The organism is Streptomyces montanisoli, assembly GCF_017813245.1.
GTDB classification, from domain to species: domain Bacteria; phylum Actinomycetota; class Actinomycetes; order Streptomycetales; family Streptomycetaceae; genus Streptomyces; species Streptomyces montanisoli.
This window is the reverse complement of record NZ_JAGIQL010000046.1, coordinates 1-17479: the sequence shown is the minus strand read 5'-3', so window position 1 is coordinate 17479 and position 17479 is coordinate 1. Positions and strand designations below refer to the sequence as shown.

Annotated in this window: 13 protein-coding genes, 1 other RNA gene and 2 pseudogenes; 1 reads left to right on the top strand and 15 read right to left on the bottom strand. The window is 72.2% G+C overall.

What is annotated here, in order from left to right; all coding sequences use genetic code 11:
* Positions 1–131 precede the first annotated feature (131 nt).
* From JFN87_RS13895 to ftsE, 12 genes and pseudogenes are all read right to left on the bottom strand, one after another.
* On the bottom strand, positions 132–2528 hold the full coding sequence (locus tag JFN87_RS13895) for a HelD family protein (protein ID WP_307865442.1): 2397 nt from the start codon (positions 2526–2528) through the stop codon (positions 132–134).
* Between the two features lie 173 nt (positions 2529–2701).
* Positions 2702–3676: a zf-HC2 domain-containing protein gene (locus JFN87_RS34110; RefSeq protein WP_209340337.1), complete on the bottom strand. Its 975-nt coding sequence runs from the start codon at positions 3674–3676 to the stop codon at positions 2702–2704.
* Positions 3673–4275, bottom strand: a complete 603-nt coding sequence (locus JFN87_RS13885) for a sigma-70 family RNA polymerase sigma factor (RefSeq protein ID WP_372449230.1) — start codon at positions 4273–4275, stop codon at positions 3673–3675. Before JFN87_RS13885 ends, JFN87_RS34110 begins: the two co-directional genes overlap by 4 nt.
* 114 nt (positions 4276–4389) lie before the next feature.
* Positions 4390–5208, bottom strand: a pseudogene (locus JFN87_RS13880) (uroporphyrinogen-III synthase); the annotation flags it as partial.
* Entirely contained in the window at positions 5195–6547 is a 1353-nt protein-coding gene (locus JFN87_RS13875) for an acyltransferase family protein (RefSeq protein ID WP_209340335.1), read from the bottom strand. The gene JFN87_RS13875 and the pseudogene JFN87_RS13880, both read right to left, overlap by 14 nt.
* Positions 6544–8676: a bifunctional polysaccharide deacetylase/glycosyltransferase family 2 protein gene (locus tag JFN87_RS13870; protein ID WP_209340353.1), complete on the bottom strand. Its 2133-nt coding sequence runs from the start codon at positions 8674–8676 to the stop codon at positions 6544–6546. The genes JFN87_RS13875 and JFN87_RS13870 overlap by 4 nt, the downstream gene beginning before the upstream one ends.
* 52 nt (positions 8677–8728) lie before the next feature.
* Positions 8729–9790 carry a hypothetical protein gene (locus JFN87_RS13865; protein WP_209340334.1) on the bottom strand — a complete coding sequence of 354 codons (1062 nt, stop codon included), beginning with the start codon at positions 9788–9790 and terminating at the stop codon, positions 8729–8731.
* Between the two features lie 525 nt (positions 9791–10315).
* Positions 10316–10702, bottom strand: a transfer-messenger RNA (tmRNA) gene (gene ssrA, locus JFN87_RS13860).
* A gap of 179 nt (positions 10703–10881) precedes the next feature.
* On the bottom strand, positions 10882–11361 hold the full coding sequence (gene smpB, locus JFN87_RS13855; protein ID WP_209340333.1) for an SsrA-binding protein SmpB: 480 nt from the start codon (positions 11359–11361) through the stop codon (positions 10882–10884).
* A 71-nt stretch (positions 11362–11432) separates the two neighbouring features.
* Positions 11433–12614, bottom strand: coding sequence for a S41 family peptidase (locus tag JFN87_RS13850; RefSeq protein ID WP_209340332.1), 1182 nt, complete (start codon positions 12612–12614; stop codon positions 11433–11435).
* 69 nt (positions 12615–12683) lie between these two features.
* Positions 12684–13601 carry a permease-like cell division protein FtsX gene (ftsX, locus tag JFN87_RS13845; protein ID WP_209340331.1) on the bottom strand — a complete coding sequence of 306 codons (918 nt, stop codon included), beginning with the start codon at positions 13599–13601 and terminating at the stop codon, positions 12684–12686.
* Positions 13602–13675: 74 nt separating this feature from the next.
* Positions 13676–14365 carry a cell division ATP-binding protein FtsE gene (gene ftsE / locus JFN87_RS13840; RefSeq protein WP_209340330.1) on the bottom strand — a complete coding sequence of 230 codons (690 nt, stop codon included), beginning with the start codon at positions 14363–14365 and terminating at the stop codon, positions 13676–13678.
* Between the two features lie 281 nt (positions 14366–14646).
* On the opposite strand from ftsE, the gene JFN87_RS13835 reads away from it, so the two are divergent.
* A complete protein-coding gene (locus JFN87_RS13835; RefSeq protein WP_209340329.1) occupies positions 14647–14841 on the top strand; it encodes a hypothetical protein in 195 nt (64 codons plus the stop codon).
* 78 nt (positions 14842–14919) lie between these two features.
* On the opposite strand, the gene JFN87_RS13830 is transcribed toward JFN87_RS13835, so the two are convergent.
* The 3 genes and pseudogenes from JFN87_RS13830 to JFN87_RS13820 all read right to left on the bottom strand — a co-directional run.
* The gene (locus JFN87_RS13830) at positions 14920–15810 is read right to left on the bottom strand and encodes a hypothetical protein (RefSeq protein ID WP_307865439.1); all 891 of its coding nucleotides are present in this window, start codon (positions 15808–15810) and stop codon (positions 14920–14922) included.
* A gap of 300 nt (positions 15811–16110) precedes the next feature.
* A complete protein-coding gene (gene prfB, locus JFN87_RS13825) occupies positions 16111–17217 on the bottom strand; it encodes a peptide chain release factor 2 (RefSeq protein ID WP_209340327.1) in 1107 nt (368 codons plus the stop codon).
* Positions 17218–17275: 58 nt separating this feature from the next.
* Positions 17276–17479 (bottom strand): annotated as a pseudogene (locus JFN87_RS13820) (serine/threonine protein kinase); the annotation flags it as partial.

Here is a 17479-nt window from a genome sequence, read left to right as displayed (position 1 = left end):
CTCGAAGCGACTATGGTTGGGCCCGGGGGCTTGGATCGGGCCGGTGCCGTATACAGGCTAACAAACCGCCCCCGCCCAGTCTTCCCCCAAGACGCGCCCTGTTGGGACTTTTCCGCTGGGACTTCTCCGCGTCAGTCGCGCAGCAGGTCGGGGACCCCCTGCTCGTCAGGCGCGTCCCGGTGCGTCGAGACGACCGTGAGCTCCCGCGTCGCGCGGGTCAGCGCCACGTACAGCACCCGCAGGCCCACCGAGGCCGGTGAGGCGTCCGCGATCTCGGCCGGCGACACCAGGACCGTCGCGTCGTACTCGAGCCCCTTCGCCTCCAGGCTGCCGAGCGCCACGACCCGCTCGCCGAGCCCCGCGACCCACTCGGCGACCTGTTCGCGCCGGTCCATCGCCGCGACCACGCCCACCGTCCCGTCGACGCTGTCGAGCAGCCGTCCGGTCTCCTCGCGCACGGCCCGCGCGAGCGCCTCGTCGGACGGGCCGTGCACCGCGCGGAACCGCGGCCGCACGCCCGTCGAGCGGACCGCGGTGGGTGCCTCGGCGCCGGGCAGCGCGAGGGCGAGCACCTTCGCCGCGAGTTCCGCGATCTCGGCCGGGTTGCGGTAGTTGACGGTCAGCGTGAAGCGGCGGCGCGGCCTGCGGCCGAGCGCCTCCTCGCGCGCGGCGGCCGCCTCCTCCTGGTCGGGCCACGAGGACTGGGCGGGATCGCCCACGACCGTCCAGGTGGCCGCCCTGCCCCTGCGGCCGACCATCCGCCACTGCATGGGCGTGAGGTCCTGCGCCTCGTCCACGATGACGTGCGCGTACTCGGTGCGCTCGGCCGCCAGCCGCTCCGCGCGCTCGCGCTGGGTCTCCTCCCGCTGCGGCATGAGCTCTTCGAGGCCGGTCAGCGCGTCGAGCGGGTCGAGTTCCCTGTGCTGCCTGCGCGGCCTCGGGGGCGTGCCGAGCAGCGCGTCGAGCTCGTCGAGCAGCGCCACGTCGTGGACGGAGAGCGGGCCTGTCCCGTCGGGGCCCACGCGCCGCAGGGAGCGGGCGAGGCGGCGGGTCTCGCCCGGCGTGAGGATGCGGCGCGCCCAGCGGGCCAGCCGCCGCTCGTCGGCCATCGCCGCCAGCACGGCCCGGGGCGTGAGCTCGGGCCACCACGCGTCGAGGAACGCGGCGAACGCGTCCTCGGAGGACACGTCCTCGTCGAAGCCCGAGCGCAGTTCGGCGGCGAGTTCCGCGTCGCCGCGCGAGACGTACTCGCCGGCGCGCGAGGCCGCGCCCGACTGCGCCCACAGGGCGTCGAGCAGCAGCCTGCGGGCGCGCGGGCGCAGCAGGTTGACGGGTGCGGTGCCGCCGAGCACGGCCTGCCTGATGTGGTGCAGCGCGTCGGCGTCCAGTTCGAGGCGGCGGCCGAACGCGACGACGCGCAGCAGGTCCGTGCGGACCCTGGGGCCCGTCCCGTCGGGGGCCTCGTCGGCGTCGGCCGCGTCGTCGGGCGTGGGCTGCCCGGGCGTGGCCTGCCCGGGCGCCGGCCGCCCGCCGCGATCGGCCGGCGCCGGTTCGAGCGCGCCGCGCGCCGCCCTGCGCAGCAGCCGCGGCATGCGCGCGGAGCCCTTGACGCGCGCGACGGCGGGGTCGTCGTACGCGGTGGCCTCCGCGCCCTCGGCCAGCGAGCCGAGCGCGCGGATCGCGACCTGGCCCTCCTCGCCGAGCGACGGCAGCACACCTTCGGTGTACGCGACGAGCAGCGGCGTGGGCGAGACGACGAGGATGCCGCCCGCGTAGCGCCGCCTGTCCTGGTAGAGCAGGTAGGCGGCGCGGTGCAGCGCCACGGCGGTCTTGCCGGTGCCGGGGCCGCCCGACACCTCGGTGACGGACGCGGCGGGCGCCCTGATCACCATGTCCTGCTCGGCCTGGATGGAGGAGACGATGTCGCGCATGGTGTGGCCGCGCGCCTGCCCGAGCGCGGCCATCAGCGCCCCGTCGCCGATGACGGGCAGCGGCCTGCCGTCCAGCGTGGCGGTCAGCTCGGGCCGCATCAGGTCGTCCTCGACGCCGAGCACACGGCGGCCCTTGGAGCGGATCACGCGGCGGCGCACCACCCGGCCGGGGTCGACGGGCGTCGCACGGTAGAAGGGGGCGGCGGCCGGCGCCCGCCAGTCGATGACGAGCGGCGCGTACTCGGCGTCCAGCACGCCGATCCTGCCGATGTGCAGGGTCTCGGCGATGCGCGCGGTGCCGTCGGGCGCCACGGCGCCGTCGGCGGGCTCGACCGAGGTGTACGCGCCGTCGGGGCCCTTCGCGCCGTCCTTGCCCGCGAGCAGGTCGACGCGGCCGAAGAGGAAGTCCTCGAACTCGTTGTTCAGGCGTGTCAGGTGCACCCCCGCCCTGAAGACCTGGGCGTCCCGTTCGGCGAGCGCGCCGGGCGTGCCCACATGGCCGCGCCTGGCCGCGTCGGCCATCAGGAACTCTGCTTCGTGGATCTTTTCCTCAAGACGGCGATAGACGCGGTCGAGATGGTCCTGCTCGCTCTCGATCTCACCGGCGCGCGCGGAGTCGTTCCCCGAGCCGGGCCCTGCGGCACCCGGCTCGGTTCCTGACCGCCCCGCGGCTCCGGCGGAATCGACAGCGGCATCCTGCGCGGCCACCCGGGCCCCCTTCGTGACGTGCGACGAGAGCCGTCAACCGTACGCGAAACCGGGCGCCGGTGTCAGTCAGGGACGCGCACGAGCCGCTTCCCGTCGAGCGTCGTCACGTCGAAGTGGTCGATGTCACCGGGGCGCAGGGCCGCGCCGCCCAGCACGTACAGGGGCTGCCGGGCGCCGCCGGGCCCCGAGGGAGCGCCGTAGCCGCCCGCGGGGACCGCCCAGGACGAGACGACCTGCCGGTCACCGGACCTGGACACGGCCACGAGGTGGCAGCTGAGCGGGCCCTTGACGTTCTTCAGCTCGACCATGGCGCTCGTGCCCCACGGCTCGGGCCGCAGCGCGACGGTCGCGCTGACGTCGGTGGCGGGGTCGGTGGCGGCGTGCTTGGTCTCCATCGACTCGAAGACCGCCTTCAGGTCGGTGTCGTCCGTGTGCGACCGTCCCCTGCCGGCGGTGGCCGGGGCGCCGTCCGAGGAGGTGGCGAGGAGCGCGGCGGCCGGGCCCCCGGCGATCAGCACGACGGCGGCCGCGGTCAGGTAGTAACCGCGCCGCCTGCGCCTGGCGCGCCGCGCCGCCACCTCGTCGACCAGCCGGTCGAGCAGGTACGGCCCCTGGCCGGCGGACGCGGAGCCCCCCGCGGGCCCGTCGGGAGCGTCACGGCCGTCGCGTCCGTCGCGGCCGTCGCGTGCGTCACGGCGGTCGCGTGCGTCACGGCCGTCGCGTGCGTCACGGCGGTCGCGTGCGTCACGGCCGTCGCGTGCGCCACGGCCGTGGCGTGCGTCACGGCCGTCGCGTGCGTCGCGTCCGGCCGGCCCGTCGGGGCCGTCGGGTTCGTCCGCGAGCAGCGCGAGCACCGGCTCCATCCCGGCGAGCTCCTCCAGGCGCTCCGCGCACAGCACGCACCCCGCCAGATGCTCCTCGAAGGCGGCGGCGCCCTCCGCGTCGAGGATCCCGAGGGCGTAGGCGCCCACCGCCTCGTGCGCCGAACCGTCGTCGCGCCCGTCCGCGTGCGCGCCGCGGCCGCCGTGCGCCGTCATGCCGAGACCCCCCTCTCCTCCAGCGCCAGCTTCATGGACCGCAGCGCGTAGAACACGCGCGAGCGCACGGTCCCGCTGGGGATGCCCAGCTTCTCCGCCGCCTCGCCCACCGTCCGGCCCCTGAAGTACGTCTCGACCAGTACCTCACGGTGTGCGGGCGTCAGGGCGTCCAGGGCGTCCGAGAGCGTCATCAGCCGCAGCGCCCTGTCGATCTCGTCGTCCGCCGCCATCACTTCGAGCGGTGCGGGATCGACCTCCTGCGGCCTGGCCTGCCGGCTCCTGTGGCCGTCGATGACGATCCGGCGCGCGACCGTGACCAGCCAGGGGCGCACGGATCCCGTCGCGGTGCCCAGCCGGCCGGCGTTCTTCCAGGCGCGGATGAGCGTCTCCTGCACGACGTCCTCGGCGCGCTGCCGGTCGCCCGCGACCAGGCGCAGCACGTAGGCGAGCAGCGGACCCGCGTGCTCCCGGTACAGGGCGCGCACGAGTTCCTCGTCCGGTGCGGGCAGGGCGCGCCGGCCCCGCGCGCCGCGCGACGGGTCGCCGCGGCGCCTGTCCCGCCTCGGAGGGTCGTCGGCCACGGCGGCATCCTCGCGCACGCGCACCTCCCGGTCGAGTCCTCCTCGGCTGCCCACGCCGTTCAGTACGGACGCGGGCGGCGCCGTGCTCACCGGCGGGCGGAAAAGGCGGGTGATCCGTCACACAGCGGGTGGCCGCGCGGGCAGTTCGTCGCAGAGCAGCTGGACGAGCGGCCCGAGCCTGGCACGCTCGGGCTCGCGTGTCTCCACCCCGTGCTCGTGCAGCGGTGCCGCGGTGACGGAGCCGACGCACGCGGCGAGCACGTCCCGGCCCAGCGCGCCGAGCAGGCCGTCCAGCGCGCCGCGCTCCGCGGCCCTGGCGAGCAGGGACGCGGCGGCGGGCGCGCTGGTGAAGGTGACGGCGGCCAGTTCGCGGGCGACGGCGCGTTCGATGAGGTCGTCGAGCGGCGCGGGATCGAGCGGCGGCAGCCACCGGTAGACGGGGACGGCGACGACGTCGGCGCCCGCGTCGGCCAGCGCCTCGCGGACCCCCGCCATGGACTCGCCGTGCAGCTGCAGCGCGACGCGGCGGCCGTCGACGCCCTCGGCGAGCAGGCGGTCGACCACCTCGGCCAGCGACTCGGAGGCGGGCGCCCACTCCTCCCTGAGCCCGGCGGCGCGGACCGCGCCCGTCACCTTCGGCCCGCGCGCGTAGAGCCGCGCGCCGCGCAGCCGCTGAAGCAGTGCGCCGCCGTCGCCCCAGCCCTCCGCGGCCTCCAGCCAGCCGCGGAAGCCGACCGCGGTGGTGGCGACGACGGTGTCGGGCGGGGTGTCGAGCAGGGCGCGGGTGGCGGCGCGCAGTCGGGTGTCGTCGGCGAGCGGCACGGTCCGCATGGCGGGCGCGAGCACGACGCGGGCGCCGCGGCGCCGCAGCAGCGCCGCCTGCTCGTCGGCGCGCCGCGCCGCGGTGACGCCCACGGTGAACCCCGCCAGGGGCGCGTCACGCTCCGCCATGCCGTCCCTCTTCCCGGTCGTGCCGCGGGCGCCTCACCGGCTCACCGGCCCACCGGCCTGCCGGCGGCGTTCGGCCCGTCGCGCGTCCCATTGTGCGCGTGCGCCCGTTCGGCCACAGACGCGGCCGGCGCTTCGCCGCCAGGTCCTCGAACCACCCGAGCAGCACGATCGCCACCGCGAGCAGCGGCCACACCAGCACCAGCGAGAGCACCGAGTAGGAGGCGTCGAGTTCGCTGCCGAACCGGTCGATCCCCGGGATGTTCCACGCCTGGTCGATGATCGGGAAGGTGACCATGATCAGGAGGTTGTGCCACAGGTAGATCGTCACGGCCCGGTTGTTGGCCAGCGTGATCAACGGGTCGAACCTGGCCAGCCGGTCGGGAAGGCGCTTCCACGACGGCGAGACCTGGAGCAGGATCGTCACGAACCCGAGCGACCACAGCGCCTGGCCGAGCGGTATCTCGTCGAGGTTCCACCCCTCCGACGTCAGGTGCCCCGACGCCCACCACAGGCCGGCCGCCATCATGAACGACGCGCACGAGACCGTGAGGTAGCGCGGGATCCCGCGGAACAGGCCGTCGTGGTGGGCGAATCCGAGCACCCAGCACGCGCCGTACGTGGCGAAGTCCGTCACGGCCTCGCCGCTCTCGCCCGGGATCGTCACGATGCCCGTCGAGCACACCGCGCACAGCACGAGCGGCAGGGCGAGCGCCGCCCACGGCGACTTGCGGAACAGCCTGAGCACCAGCGGCGACGCCAGCACGAACCACAGGTAGGCGCGGATGTACCAGAGCGGTCCCGCCGCCTGGTCGGCCCAGCTGGAGTCCAGCCAGCCCCACGGGTGCGCGGCCGGGTCCGGATAGGGCGGGGCGCCGACGGGGACGATCCAGTTGAGCACGGAGACGATGCCGGTGATCCCGCCGCCGTGCCGCGACGGGTGCCAGCCCGCGTACAGCAGGGTCCCCACGACGAACACCCCGAAGACCCACATCGGCGGCAGCAGGCGCCGCACCCGGCCCTTGATCACGCGGGCCGCGCCGCGCTGCGACAGCGACCTGGCCATCAGCGACCCGGCGAGGGCGAACATCACGCCCATGGACGGGAAGACGATCGTCAGCCACGTCCAGCTGAAGATGTGGAAGACGACGACTCGCACCAGCGCGATCGCCCGCAGTGTGTCGAGGTAGCGGTCCCTGCCGCCGGCGGCGGCGGGAGCCGTGCCCGCGGTGGTCTCCGCGGGCGGCTGTATCGCGGGCCGCGTCGCGCCGGGGTGGTTGCCCGCGGCCCGGTGGCGCGCCGGCCCCGGCAGCCGCGGTGTGCCCGCGTACGGGGTGCTCATGCGACTGGTCTCCTGTCGTCGGCGCGGTCACGCCGCGCGGTCGTGGCGGGGGCGGACGCCACGACGCCCGAGCGGCGCAGCTTCTGCCAGCGCAGCCGGCCGCCGGTCAGCGCGGTGACCCAGGACTGCACGAGCACCACGTACATCAGCACGCGGTAGAGGAGTTGCTGCAGCGGCAGCGCGATGAGGTGCCGCATCGGCTCCCGGTCGAGCCGGAACGCGTAGACGGCGCACACCAGCTGGATGGCGAGCAGCGAGAGCCAGCTCGCGACGGTCTTGCCCGTCGGCCCGAAGACGAGCCCGTAGAGGAGGAACAGGTCGATCAGCGGCGCGAGGAGCGGCGCGACCACCATGAACGCGGCGACGAACGGGAGCCCCACGCGGCCGAACCGCCCGGACGGGCCGCGTTCGACGACCGCCCTGCGGTGCTTCCACATCGCCTGCATGGTGCCGTAGCACCAGCGGTAGCGCTGCGACCACAACTGCCGCACGCTGTCAGGCGCCTCGGTCCAGGCCCGGGCCTCCGGCGCGTACACCACCTGCCAGCCCTTGCGGTGGACGGCCATGGTGATGTCGGTGTCCTCGGCGAGCGTGTCCTCGCTCATCCCGCCGACCTGCCGCAGCGTCTCCATGCGGAACGCCCCGCAGGCGCCCGGGATGGTGGGCATGCAGCGCAGCAGGTCGTACATGCGGCGGTCGAGGCCGAACCCCATCACGTACTCGATGTGCTGCCACGCCCCGATGAGCGAGTCACGGTTGCCGACCTTGGCGTTGCCGGAGACGGCGCCGACGGCGGGATCGGCGAACGGCCGCACCAGCTCGCCCACCGTGGACGGTTCGAAGACGGTGTCGCCGTCCATCATCACGACGATGCCGTACCTGGCGTGCCGGATGCCGTTGTTCAGCGCGGCGGGCTTGCCCGCGTTGTGCTGCCTGACGACGCGGACGTCTCGCAGCCGCAGCCCCTCGACGATGTCGGCGGTGCCGTCGGTGGAACCGTCGTCGATGACGATGACCTCGATGGGGTGCTCGCTGACGGCGAGCGAACGCACGGTGTTCGCGATGCACTTGCTCTCGTTGTACGCGGGCACGAGCACCGTCGCCGGCTCGGCGAGTGGCGGTGGCGCGCCGCCGCCGCGCTCGCGTCTGCGGGCGCGGCGCGCGTGGACGTAGGCGAGGACGAGCATCAGGGCGAACCGGCCGACGACGAGCACGCCGACGAACGCGATGCAGCCGATCAGGCCCTTCGTCACGTTGTCCGAGACGGTGACGGCCGCGACGAACGCCTTGCCCTTCAGCTTCTCCATGCCGCGCACGGGCGTCTGGGCGCTGGGCGCGCCGAGGGCCTGGGTGACCGTCTTGAACCGGTAGCCCCTGGACTTCATCAGGTCGATGTAGCGGGGCAGTGCCTTGAGCGTCTCGCTGCGGTCGCCGCCGAAGTCGTGCATCAGCACGACGGCGCCCTTGCCGTGCCTGGGGGTGGCGTTGTCGATGATCTTCCCGACGCCGGGCAGCTGCCAGTCCTCGCTGTCGACGGTGTCGAACACACCGATGTAGCCGAGGCTGCCGACGTACCGCATGACGGGCCAGGACTTGTCGTCGAGCGCGTCGGCGAACGACGAGTACGGCGGCCGGAAGAGTGCGGTCCTGATGCCCGCGGCGCCCTCGATCGCCAGCTGCGTCTGGGACAGCTCCCGCTTGATGGTGGGGGCCTTGAGGTAGGAGAGGTCGGGGTGGTCGAAGGTGTGGACGCCCACCTCGTTGCCCTCGGCCACGGTCCGCTTGACGATGCCGGGGTTGCGTGAGGTGTTGGTGCCGGTGATGAAGAACGTGGCGTTGACGCCGTGCTTCCTCAGGATGTCGAGGATTCTCGGCGTCCACTTCGGGTCGGGGCCGTCGTCGAAGGTGAGGACGATCGTCCTGTCCGGTATCCGCAGCGACTTGGCCGGTTTGGACGTGTCGCGCGCGTCGATGACGGGGCCGCCGTCGAGGATGCGCTCCGGGACGTGGCCGGTCGCGGCGGGCGGCCTGACGCGGTGGTCGGGGACGAACGAGCTGTACACGTAGCCGCGCACGAGCAGCATGCCGACCATGACGAGGAGCAGGAGGACGGGCAGGGCGTAGCGCATGGGTATGCGGGGTCTGCCGCGGCTCGCGCCGCGGCCGTGGGAGGCGGCCATGTCATACCGCGCTCTCTGACGGGGCCGAGCTCGGGGCGCCGCCCGTCGCGCCGCCTGCCGTGCCGCCTGCCGTGCCCGTCGCGCTGTCTGCCACGTTCGCCGCGTCCGTCGCGCTGCCCGCCGCACGGTTCGACGTCCCGGGCGGGTTCTGGGCGCCGGTCGTCCCGGTGTCCCCGGTGGTGCCGGTGCCTCCGGTGGTGCCTGGGGTGCCGGTGGTTCCGGTCCCGCCCGTGGTGGTGTCGCCGCCCGAGCCGCTGGTGGTGCCCGTGCCGCCCGACGTGCCGCCGGTGGTACCGGTCGTCCCGGTGGCGCCACCGGAGCCGCCGGCGCCTGCCGTCGTGCCCGTGCCCGTGGTGCCGGTGGCTCCCGAGCCCGACTGCCCGCCGGTGGTGGCGGACCCCGCGGCCCCGCCCGTTCCTCCGGTGCCGCTCGTGCCTCCGGCGCGGGTGCCCCCGGCCGTCGAGCCGCCGGTGCCCGCTGCCGCGGCGCCGCCACCGGCCTTGCCGGTGCTGCTTCCCGCGGCACCGCCGGCCGTCGCGGCGGACAGTCCGCCGCCGATTCGGGCCGCCGCGTCGGAGGCGCCGGGTGCCGGCTTGCCCGCCTGTCCCGCGCCTCCGCTACCCGTAGCGGCCGGGGCGGCCACGACGTGGCCGTTCGCGTCGGTCACCGAGGGGACGGGGCCCGGAGTGCCGGAGCCGGACGAGGCGTGCGCGCTCGCCGAGGGGTCCGTGGTGACGGTGTGTGCCGGTTTTCCCCGGTCGGCCAGGCCCGGGACGCCGGGTATGTTCAGCAGCGGCGCGGTGGATCCGCCGCCGGCGAGCGCCGCGATCAGCGTGACCGCATAGGCGGCGCACAGGGCCGCGATGCCCCAGCCGATACGCCTGAGTTTCCTGCTCCTGCGGCCGCTCGCGTCGACGAAGACGGGGCCTCCACTGCCCCGTTGTCCTTCTTCTTCCTCGTCTTCGGCGGCGGCCTTTTCCAACGGTGTCGTCACGTCGGTGAATTCGCTCTTCCTTCGGCCGAGTCCGTCGATCTCGACGGTGACATCGTCCGGTTCGTGCATACGCCCGGAAAAGGCGTCTTCTTGCCAGTTCTCCACTGTTGCGCACATCCCCCACTGATGTTTCCGGGGTGCGCGCACGGCTCGCCGGAATGCCGTCGACCGGGCCCCCACCCAGCCGAGCGCCCCCTGTTCCCTGCATCCGGGCCATGAATGTAGCGCACAGCGCGGTCAGTCGTACTTCCGCTTGCGAGATTCATCGGCGTCCGGTAGGCGTCTCTCCAGCGATCTTGACCCCTCGACGGGTGGTTCAGACCATTCCGTTTTCCCGGCCGCGCCCACTCTGATCAGGCGTTTTGCCATTCCTGTGCGGCAACTGAGAGCCATTGGCCATGGACACAGGGTATGGAGCAGGTGTCCGACATCGCTGGAAAATTCGTGGATGAGTGTCACTGATCGGACGGTCGTGGCAGCGACCGGCCGGCCGCACGCCCCCCGCACGCGCCCCCGGCACGCCCCCGATCCGTGTCCGGACATGGCGAAGGCCCCGCTGCCTGTACGGCGGCGGGGCCTTCGCCCACATGGGAATCGTGGAGATGGCGGGAATCGAACCCGCGTCCAACGGTGCGGAATCAGGGCTTCTCCGAGCGCAGTCCACTGCGATTTTCTCGGCCCCGGAGATCACGTGGACAAGTCTCCGACGGGCTCAGTCACTGTTTGGTTTCCCTACTCACCCCGTGACCGGGCGAGCAGGTTTAGTCCCCTAGCTGATGCCAGGATCCGGGTCGGGAACACCCCCGGGCTGACACTCCGCGGAGTCTTCGCTAGCTGCTAATTAGGCAGCAAGGGCGAAGGCGGAGGAATCGCGCTTGGAATTGGCGATTATTTTTTGCGACATATGGTTTACGAGATCATTGCCGCTTCCTCGGCTCGCTTCCCCTGCTTCGACAGCCGCTGTCGAAACCGATCATCCCCATGTTGATTTTTCAAACAGACCCACACGTCCTGGCTGGGGCTGTACGGCCCATCGTACGGGATCAACACCGCGGCGTGCCAGCGCATTCCCCGGAACGGACGAGGCCGGCGCGGCGCCCCGCGGCCGCGGGCGTCAGCCTCCGCGGGCGTCAGCCCCACCGGCGTCAGCCCCACCGGCGTCAGCCCCGCTGGCGGCGGCGCACGGCCGAGATGGCGCGGTCCGTCTCCCTGCGGTCCTGCTTCTCGCGCAGCGTCTGCCGCTTGTCGTACTCCCGCTTGCCCTTGGCCAGCGCGATCTCGACCTTCGCCCTGCCGTCCTTGAAGTACAGGGCGAGCGGGATGATCGTGTGCCCCGTCTCCTGGGCCTTGGACTCCAGCTTGTCGATCTCCATCCGGTGCATCAGCAGCTTGCGCTTGCGCCGCGCGGAGTGGTTCGTCCACGTGCCCTGGCTGTACTCCGGCACGTGCACGTTGTGCAGCCACGCCTCGTGCCCGTCGATCTGCACGAATCCGTCGACCAGGGACGCCCGCCCCAGGCGCAGCGACTTCACCTCGGTCCCCGTCAGCACGAGCCCCGACTCGTACGTGTCGAGGATCAGGTAGTCGTGCCGCGCCTTCTTGTTCTGCGCGATCAGCTTGCGCCCTTTTTCCTTAGCCATAGTCCCGCCATTTTCTCACTACGGTGCAACCCGTTTTGCCGTCCTGCTCGGGAGCCGCCCGGCCCGCACGCTCAGGCCCCGGCGCCCAGGCCGGTCAGCACGGTCTCGGCGCGCGCCTCCGTGTCCTGCGCGGCCACCAGGTCGGGCGTGATGCCCCGGCCGTCCACCGCGCGCCCCGCGGGCGTCCTGTAGTGGCCCACGGTCAGCTCGGCGACCGATCCGTCCGGGAGCGTCGTCGGCATCTGGATGGACCCCTTGCCGAACGTCCGCGACCCGACGACGACCGCCCTGCCCCGGTCCTGGAGCGCGCCCGTCAGCAACTCGGCGGCGCTCATGGTGCCGCCGTCCACCAACACCACCACGGGCCGCTCGGTGTCGCCGCCGTGCTCCGCGTACAACGTGTGCTGCCGCCCGTTCATGCTGTACGTGGCGACGAGGCCGCCGTCGAGGAACGCGGACGCGGCCTTGACGGCCTCCGACACCAGGCCGCCGCCGTTGCCCCGCAGGTCGAGGACGATCCCGGCGCCGCGCGGCGCGTCACGCACCGCCCGCCGCACGTCGTCCCCCGTGCCACGGGTGAACGACTCGACCGCGACGCGCCGCGCACCGCCCGGCAGGTCGGACACGGACACCGACGGCGCGTCGAGCCTTGCCCTGCGCACGGAACGCGAGGCGCGGTGGCCGTCCCGCTCGGTGCCGAGCGCGACCGCGCTGCCGGGGGCCGCGGCGCGGCGGGCGCCCGGTGAGTCGCCCCGCAGCATCCCCATGACCTCGGTGACGGGGAGGCCGGTCACGCTGCGCCCGTTGACGGACCTCAGCACGTCGCCCGGGCGTACGCCGGCACGCTGCGCGGGGCCGCCGCGCTGTACGCGGGTGATCTCCAGCAGCCCGTCGGCCGTACGCCGCGCGCCGACGCCCACACCCGTGTAGCGGCCGTCGAGCGCCTGCTCGAACTCCTCGTACTCGTCCTTGTCGTAGACGGCGCTCCAGCGGTCACCGCTGCGGCTGACGACCTGCTGGGCGGCGTCCGCGCCCGAATCGCCGCGCGCGATCGCGCGCGCCGCCGCCCTCGCGACCGCGCCGCCGTCGAGCGTCACCGCGGCCGGTCGCGGGCGCGCGTCGCGGGAAGCCCCGGACCCGGGAAGGGAGTCGGTGGCCGCGGCCGTACCGAGCATCCCCACGAAGACCAACGTCAGAGCCGCCCCGCGGCCGAACCCGCGGGGCCCTGGACGCTGCGGCACGGAACCCGACATGGCGCCTGAGTCTAGGACAACCCCCGCGTCACAGCCGTGCCTTGGCCCACGAAACACACAGGGTGCTTGTCACACCCTCAGGTACTTGCGCAACGCGGCGAACGCGGCGAGCGCGGGCATCAGCAGGCCGATCGCGAGGACGAGCGGCAGCTTCGAGAGGACCGCGTCCCATCCGATGAACTTGACCAGTTGCATCTTCTGCTGCAGGTCGAGGCCGCCGTCGATGAGGAAGTAGCGGCCGAGCATCAGCATGCCGCAGGCCACCACGCCGCCGATCAGTCCGGCGAACGCCGCCTCCATGATGAACGGCAGTTGGATGTAGAAGCTCGACGCGCCGACGAGGCGCATGATGCCCGTCTCACGCCTGCGGCTGAACGCCGACACTCTGACGGTGTTGACGATCAGCATCAGTGCGATGACCAGCATCAGCGCCATTACGCAGAGCGCGGCGACGTTCATGCCGTTCATCAGCGAGAACAGGTTCTCCAGGATGGAGCGTTGATCCTGCACGGACTGCACGCCGTCCCGCCCGGAGAAGGCCGTCGCGATGACCTTGTACTTCTGCGGATCCTTCAACTTGACCCGGAACGACTCCTCCATCTGGTCGGGCGTGATGGAGGAGGCGTAGGCGGTCTTGCCGTACTGCTGCTGGTAGTGCTTGTACGCCTCGTCCTCGGACTCGTGGTAGATGTGCTGCACGATGCCCATCTTGTCCAGGTCGGCCTTGATCGAGGCCTTCTCCTGATCGGTGACGGCACCCTTCGTGCAGGCGGGGTCGCTCTGCGCGTCTCCCTTGTTGCACAGGAAGATGGAGACGTTGACCTTGTCGTACCAGTAGTCCTTCATCGTGCTGACCTGCTCGCGCATGAGCAGCGCGCCACCGAAGAGCGCGAGCGACAGGGCGACGGAGACGACGACCGCAAAGGTCATCGTGAGGTTGCGACGGAGACCGACGCCGATCTCCGACAGGACGAACTGGGCGCGCATGGCGTCCTTTCAGCTGTGTGCCTCGTTGCTTCACGCGGTCCACGGGGGCCCGCGCCACGTCAGTGCGCGGTGCGTCAGTGCTGGTAGCCGTAGACGCCGCGGACCTGGTCGCGGACCAGCCGGCCCTTCTCGAGCTCGATGACGCGCTTGCGCATCTGGTCGACGATGTTCTGGTCGTGGGTGGCCATCACCACGGTCGTACCCGTGCGGTTGATCCTGTCGAGCAGTTTCATGATGCCGACGGACGTCTGCGGGTCGAGGTTTCCGGTCGGCTCGTCCGCGATCAGCAGCATCGGCCGGTTGACGAAGGCGCGCGCGATGGCGACGCGCTGCTGCTCACCACCCGACAACTCGCCCGGCATGCGGTCCTCCTTGCCGCCGAGCCCGACGAGATCGAGCACCTGCGGCACGGACTTGCGCGTCTCGCCGCGCGAACGCCCGATGACCTCTTGGGCGAACGCCACGTTCTGCGCAACGGTCTTGTTGGGCAGCAGCCGGAAGTCCTGGAAGACGGTGCCGAGCTGGCGGCGCATCTGCGGCACCTTCCAGTTGGACAGGCGCGCGAGGTCCTTGCCGAGGACGTGCACCATGCCGTGGCTCGCCCGCTCCTCCCGCAGCACGAGGCGCAGGAAGGTCGACTTGCCCGAGCCGGAGGAGCCGACGAGGAAGACGAACTCGCCCTTCTCGATCTCCAGCGAGACGTCCCGCAGCGCGGGGCGGTTCTGTTTGGGATAGGTCTTGGAGACGTTGTCGAATCGGATCACGATGCACCACGGGTCGGCCGGGAGTAGGTGTGCGTGACCTTACGCGAACCGGGTATGCGCGCGCAGTCCGCGTCCCGCGTTGGCCGAATTGTCACGGATACGCCCGGCTTCCGCTCGTTCACGGACCGTGCGCGGCCGTGCCAGGCACCCGGTCGGGCGCGCCGAAACGGCCGGAAGCTGGCACGATGGTAGGGGGAACGGATGCGTTTCCCTGGGCGTTGGGCGGAGAAGTACACGGTGAGTGGTGGGCGGCTCCGCCGCGCGGTGGAGGAGGAGAGCGCATGACCTACGACAGACTGGTGTGCGCCAACTGTGCGGGTCCTGTCAGCGAGGGCAGGTGCCCGGTGTGCAGGGCCAACCGTGAGCGGCTCCAGCAGAGCGGCCCCTTCGGCGGGCTGAGCCTGGCGGCGATCCTCACCGTGGTGGTGCTGCTGATGGCCGCGGTGGCGCTGGTGGCGGTCTACCAGCCGGCCTGAGCGGAACCGGAAACGGAAGAAGGGCCCGGGCGGCTGTTGCCGCCCGGGCCCTTCCGTGTCACCGGTCCCCTGCGCGGATCAGGCGGCCGTGTTCCGGCTCGCGAGACGCGGCAGGAAGCGGAAGCCGACGCCACCCGCGATCATGGTCGCGGCGCCGAGGATCAGGAACGTGGTGTCCCCCGACCCGGTCTCCGCGAGCTGCGACGTCCCGGCGCTCTGCTCGGCCGGCTTGTTGCCGACGCTGTCCGGGCTGGTGTTGTCGGCGCACTTCACGCTGTCGAGGTCGACGGTGCAGGTGTTGACGCTCCCGCCGGTGGCGGCGGAGCCGCCGGTGGCGCTGGAGCCGCCGGTTGCCGACGAGGACCCGGTCGAGCCGGTCGACCCGGTCGAGCCGGTCGAGCCGGTCGAGCCGCTGCCACCGGTCGCGGCGGAGCCGCCGCTGCCGTCCGTGGACGACCCGCCGTTCCCGCTGCCGTTGCTGGAACCGCCGCCGACCGCGCCGCCGTTCTGGTTCCCACCGGCGCCGTTGGTACCGGTCTCACCCGTCGTGCCAGGAGCACCGTTCGTACCGGTCTCACCCGTCGTCCCGGGAGCACCGTTCGTACCGGTCTCACCCGTCGTCCCGGGAGCACCGTTCGTACCGGTCTCACCCGTCGTCCCGGGAGCACCGTTCGTACCGGTCTCACCCGTCGTCCCGGGAGCACCGTTCGTACCGGTCTCACCCGTCGTGCCAGGAGCACCGTTCGTACCGGTCTCACCCGTCGTCCCGGGAGCACCGTTCGTACCGGTCTCACCCGACTGCCCCTGGCTGACACCGTCGGGTCCACCCGTACCCTGCTCACCCTGCGGCAGGAATACGTTCGCCTTGACGGGGCCAACGTCCACGCCGACGCCGGCGGCCTGCGCGGCCCCCGCCGCCGTCAGCGACGCGCCGGCGACGATCACCGCGCCGGCTGCGATACGTGCCACGCGGACACGCGTCTTCTTGGTCATCTGCCTGGTACCCCCAAGTAATTCAGTCGTCATGGGCGCAGCGCCCAGGGCAGCGGCCGCGGGGAGTACGCGTGTTCGCCCGTCCCCCGGTCACACGCGCCCCAGAATTACGCATGCCGATCGTCAGCCTTTCCGACTTTCCATATACGCGTCAAGGCCGTTGCGTCTGCGATGACAGCTAATGCGCTGCTTGTCCGGGACGTCCCGACGTAACTGTGACATGAAAGGGAACTGCCGCTTCCGAAGCGGCAGTTCCCTTGTCGACAAAGCGTGCGTTCAGTTCTCCTGCTGCTTGCGCCAGCGAATTCCGGATTCCAGGAAGCCGTCGATCTCGCCGTCGAGCACGGCCTGCGGGTTGCCCACCTCGTGGCTCGTGCGCAGGTCCTTGACCATCTGGTACGGGTGCAGGACGTACGAACGCATCTGGTTGCCCCAGGAGTTGCCGCCGTCGCCCTTGAGCGCGTCCATCTTGGCCTGCTCCTCCTGGCGGCGGCGTTCGAGGAGTTTTGCCTGCAGGACGTTCATCGCGCTCGCCTTGTTCTGGATCTGCGAGCGCTCGTTCTGGCAGGAGACGACGATTCCCGTCGGGATGTGCGTGATGCGCACGGCGGAGTCCGTGGTGTTGACGCCCTGGCCGCCGGGGCCCGACGCGCGGTACACGTCCACGCGCAGTTCGGACTCGTCGATCTCGACGTGGTCGCTCTGCTCGACGACGGGCAGCACCTCGACGCCGGCGAACGACGTCTGGCGGCGGCCCTGGTTGTCGAACGGCGAGATGCGGACCAGGCGGTGCGTGCCCTGCTCCACCGAGAGCGTGCCGTACGCGTACGGGGCCTTCACGACGAACGTGGTCGACTTGATGCCGGCCTCTTCCGCGTACGAGGTCTCGTAGACCTCCGTGGCGTAGCCGTGCCGCTCCGCCCAGCGCAGGTACATGCGCTGGAGCTGCTCGGCGAAGTCCGCCGCGTCGACGCCGCCGGCCTCCGCGCGGATGTTGACGAGCGCCTCGCGCTCGTCGTACTCGCCGGACAGGAGCGTGCGGACCTCCATCTCGTCCAGCGCCTTGCGCACCGAATCGAGCTCGGTCTCGGCCTCCGCGCGCGTGTCCGCGTCGTCCTCGTCCGCCGCCAGTTCGAAGAGCACTTCGAGGTCGTCGATGCGGCCGCGCAGCGCCTCGGTCCTGCGGACCTCGGCCTGCAGGTGGGAGAGCCGGCTGGTGATCTTCTGCGCGGCCTCCGGGTCGTCCCACAGGGACGGTGCCGCGGCCTGCTCCTCGAGCACAGCGATGTCTGCCCTCTTCTTGCCGAGGTCCAGAACGGCCTCGATCGACTCCATGGTCGAGGAGAGGGACTTCAACTCTTCGGATACATCCACGACTGCCACGCGTCCAAGCGTAACCGCTGCCCGGCGCCCGGCTCTCCCGCCGTACTGCCGCGGCCGCTCAGGGCGCCGGCTGCGTGGACTGCTTCGCGTCCTGCGGGCTCGTGCCGTCGCCGATCGCGAACCAGCCGCCGAGGCCGAGGGCCACGACGAGCACCCCGGCGCCCACACCGAGCGTGACGCGCCGCTTGCGCACGGCGGCCGCCTTGTGGTGGCGGGCCGAGCCGGGGCGCGGGCTGCCGGGCGCGCGCGGGACGCGTGCCGT

Coding starts and splice junctions, on each gene's coding strand:
- JFN87_RS34110 (WP_209340337.1), bottom strand. CDS start 3,676: ATGACGGCGCACGGCGGCCGCGGCGCGCACGCGGACGGGCGCGACGAC.
- JFN87_RS13875 (WP_209340335.1), bottom strand. CDS start 6,547: ATGAGCACCCCGTACGCGGGCACACCGCGGCTGCCGGGGCCGGCGCGC.
- JFN87_RS13870 (WP_209340353.1), bottom strand. CDS start 8,676: ATGCGCTACGCCCTGCCCGTCCTCCTGCTCCTCGTCATGGTCGGCATG.
- JFN87_RS13865 (WP_209340334.1), bottom strand. CDS start 9,790: ATGCACGAACCGGACGATGTCACCGTCGAGATCGACGGACTCGGCCGA.
- smpB (WP_209340333.1), bottom strand. CDS start 11,361: ATGGCTAAGGAAAAAGGGCGCAAGCTGATCGCGCAGAACAAGAAGGCG.
- JFN87_RS13850 (WP_209340332.1), bottom strand. CDS start 12,614: ATGTCGGGTTCCGTGCCGCAGCGTCCAGGGCCCCGCGGGTTCGGCCGC.
- ftsX (WP_209340331.1), bottom strand. CDS start 13,601: ATGCGCGCCCAGTTCGTCCTGTCGGAGATCGGCGTCGGTCTCCGTCGC.
- JFN87_RS13835 (WP_209340329.1), top strand. CDS start 14,647: ATGACCTACGACAGACTGGTGTGCGCCAACTGTGCGGGTCCTGTCAGC.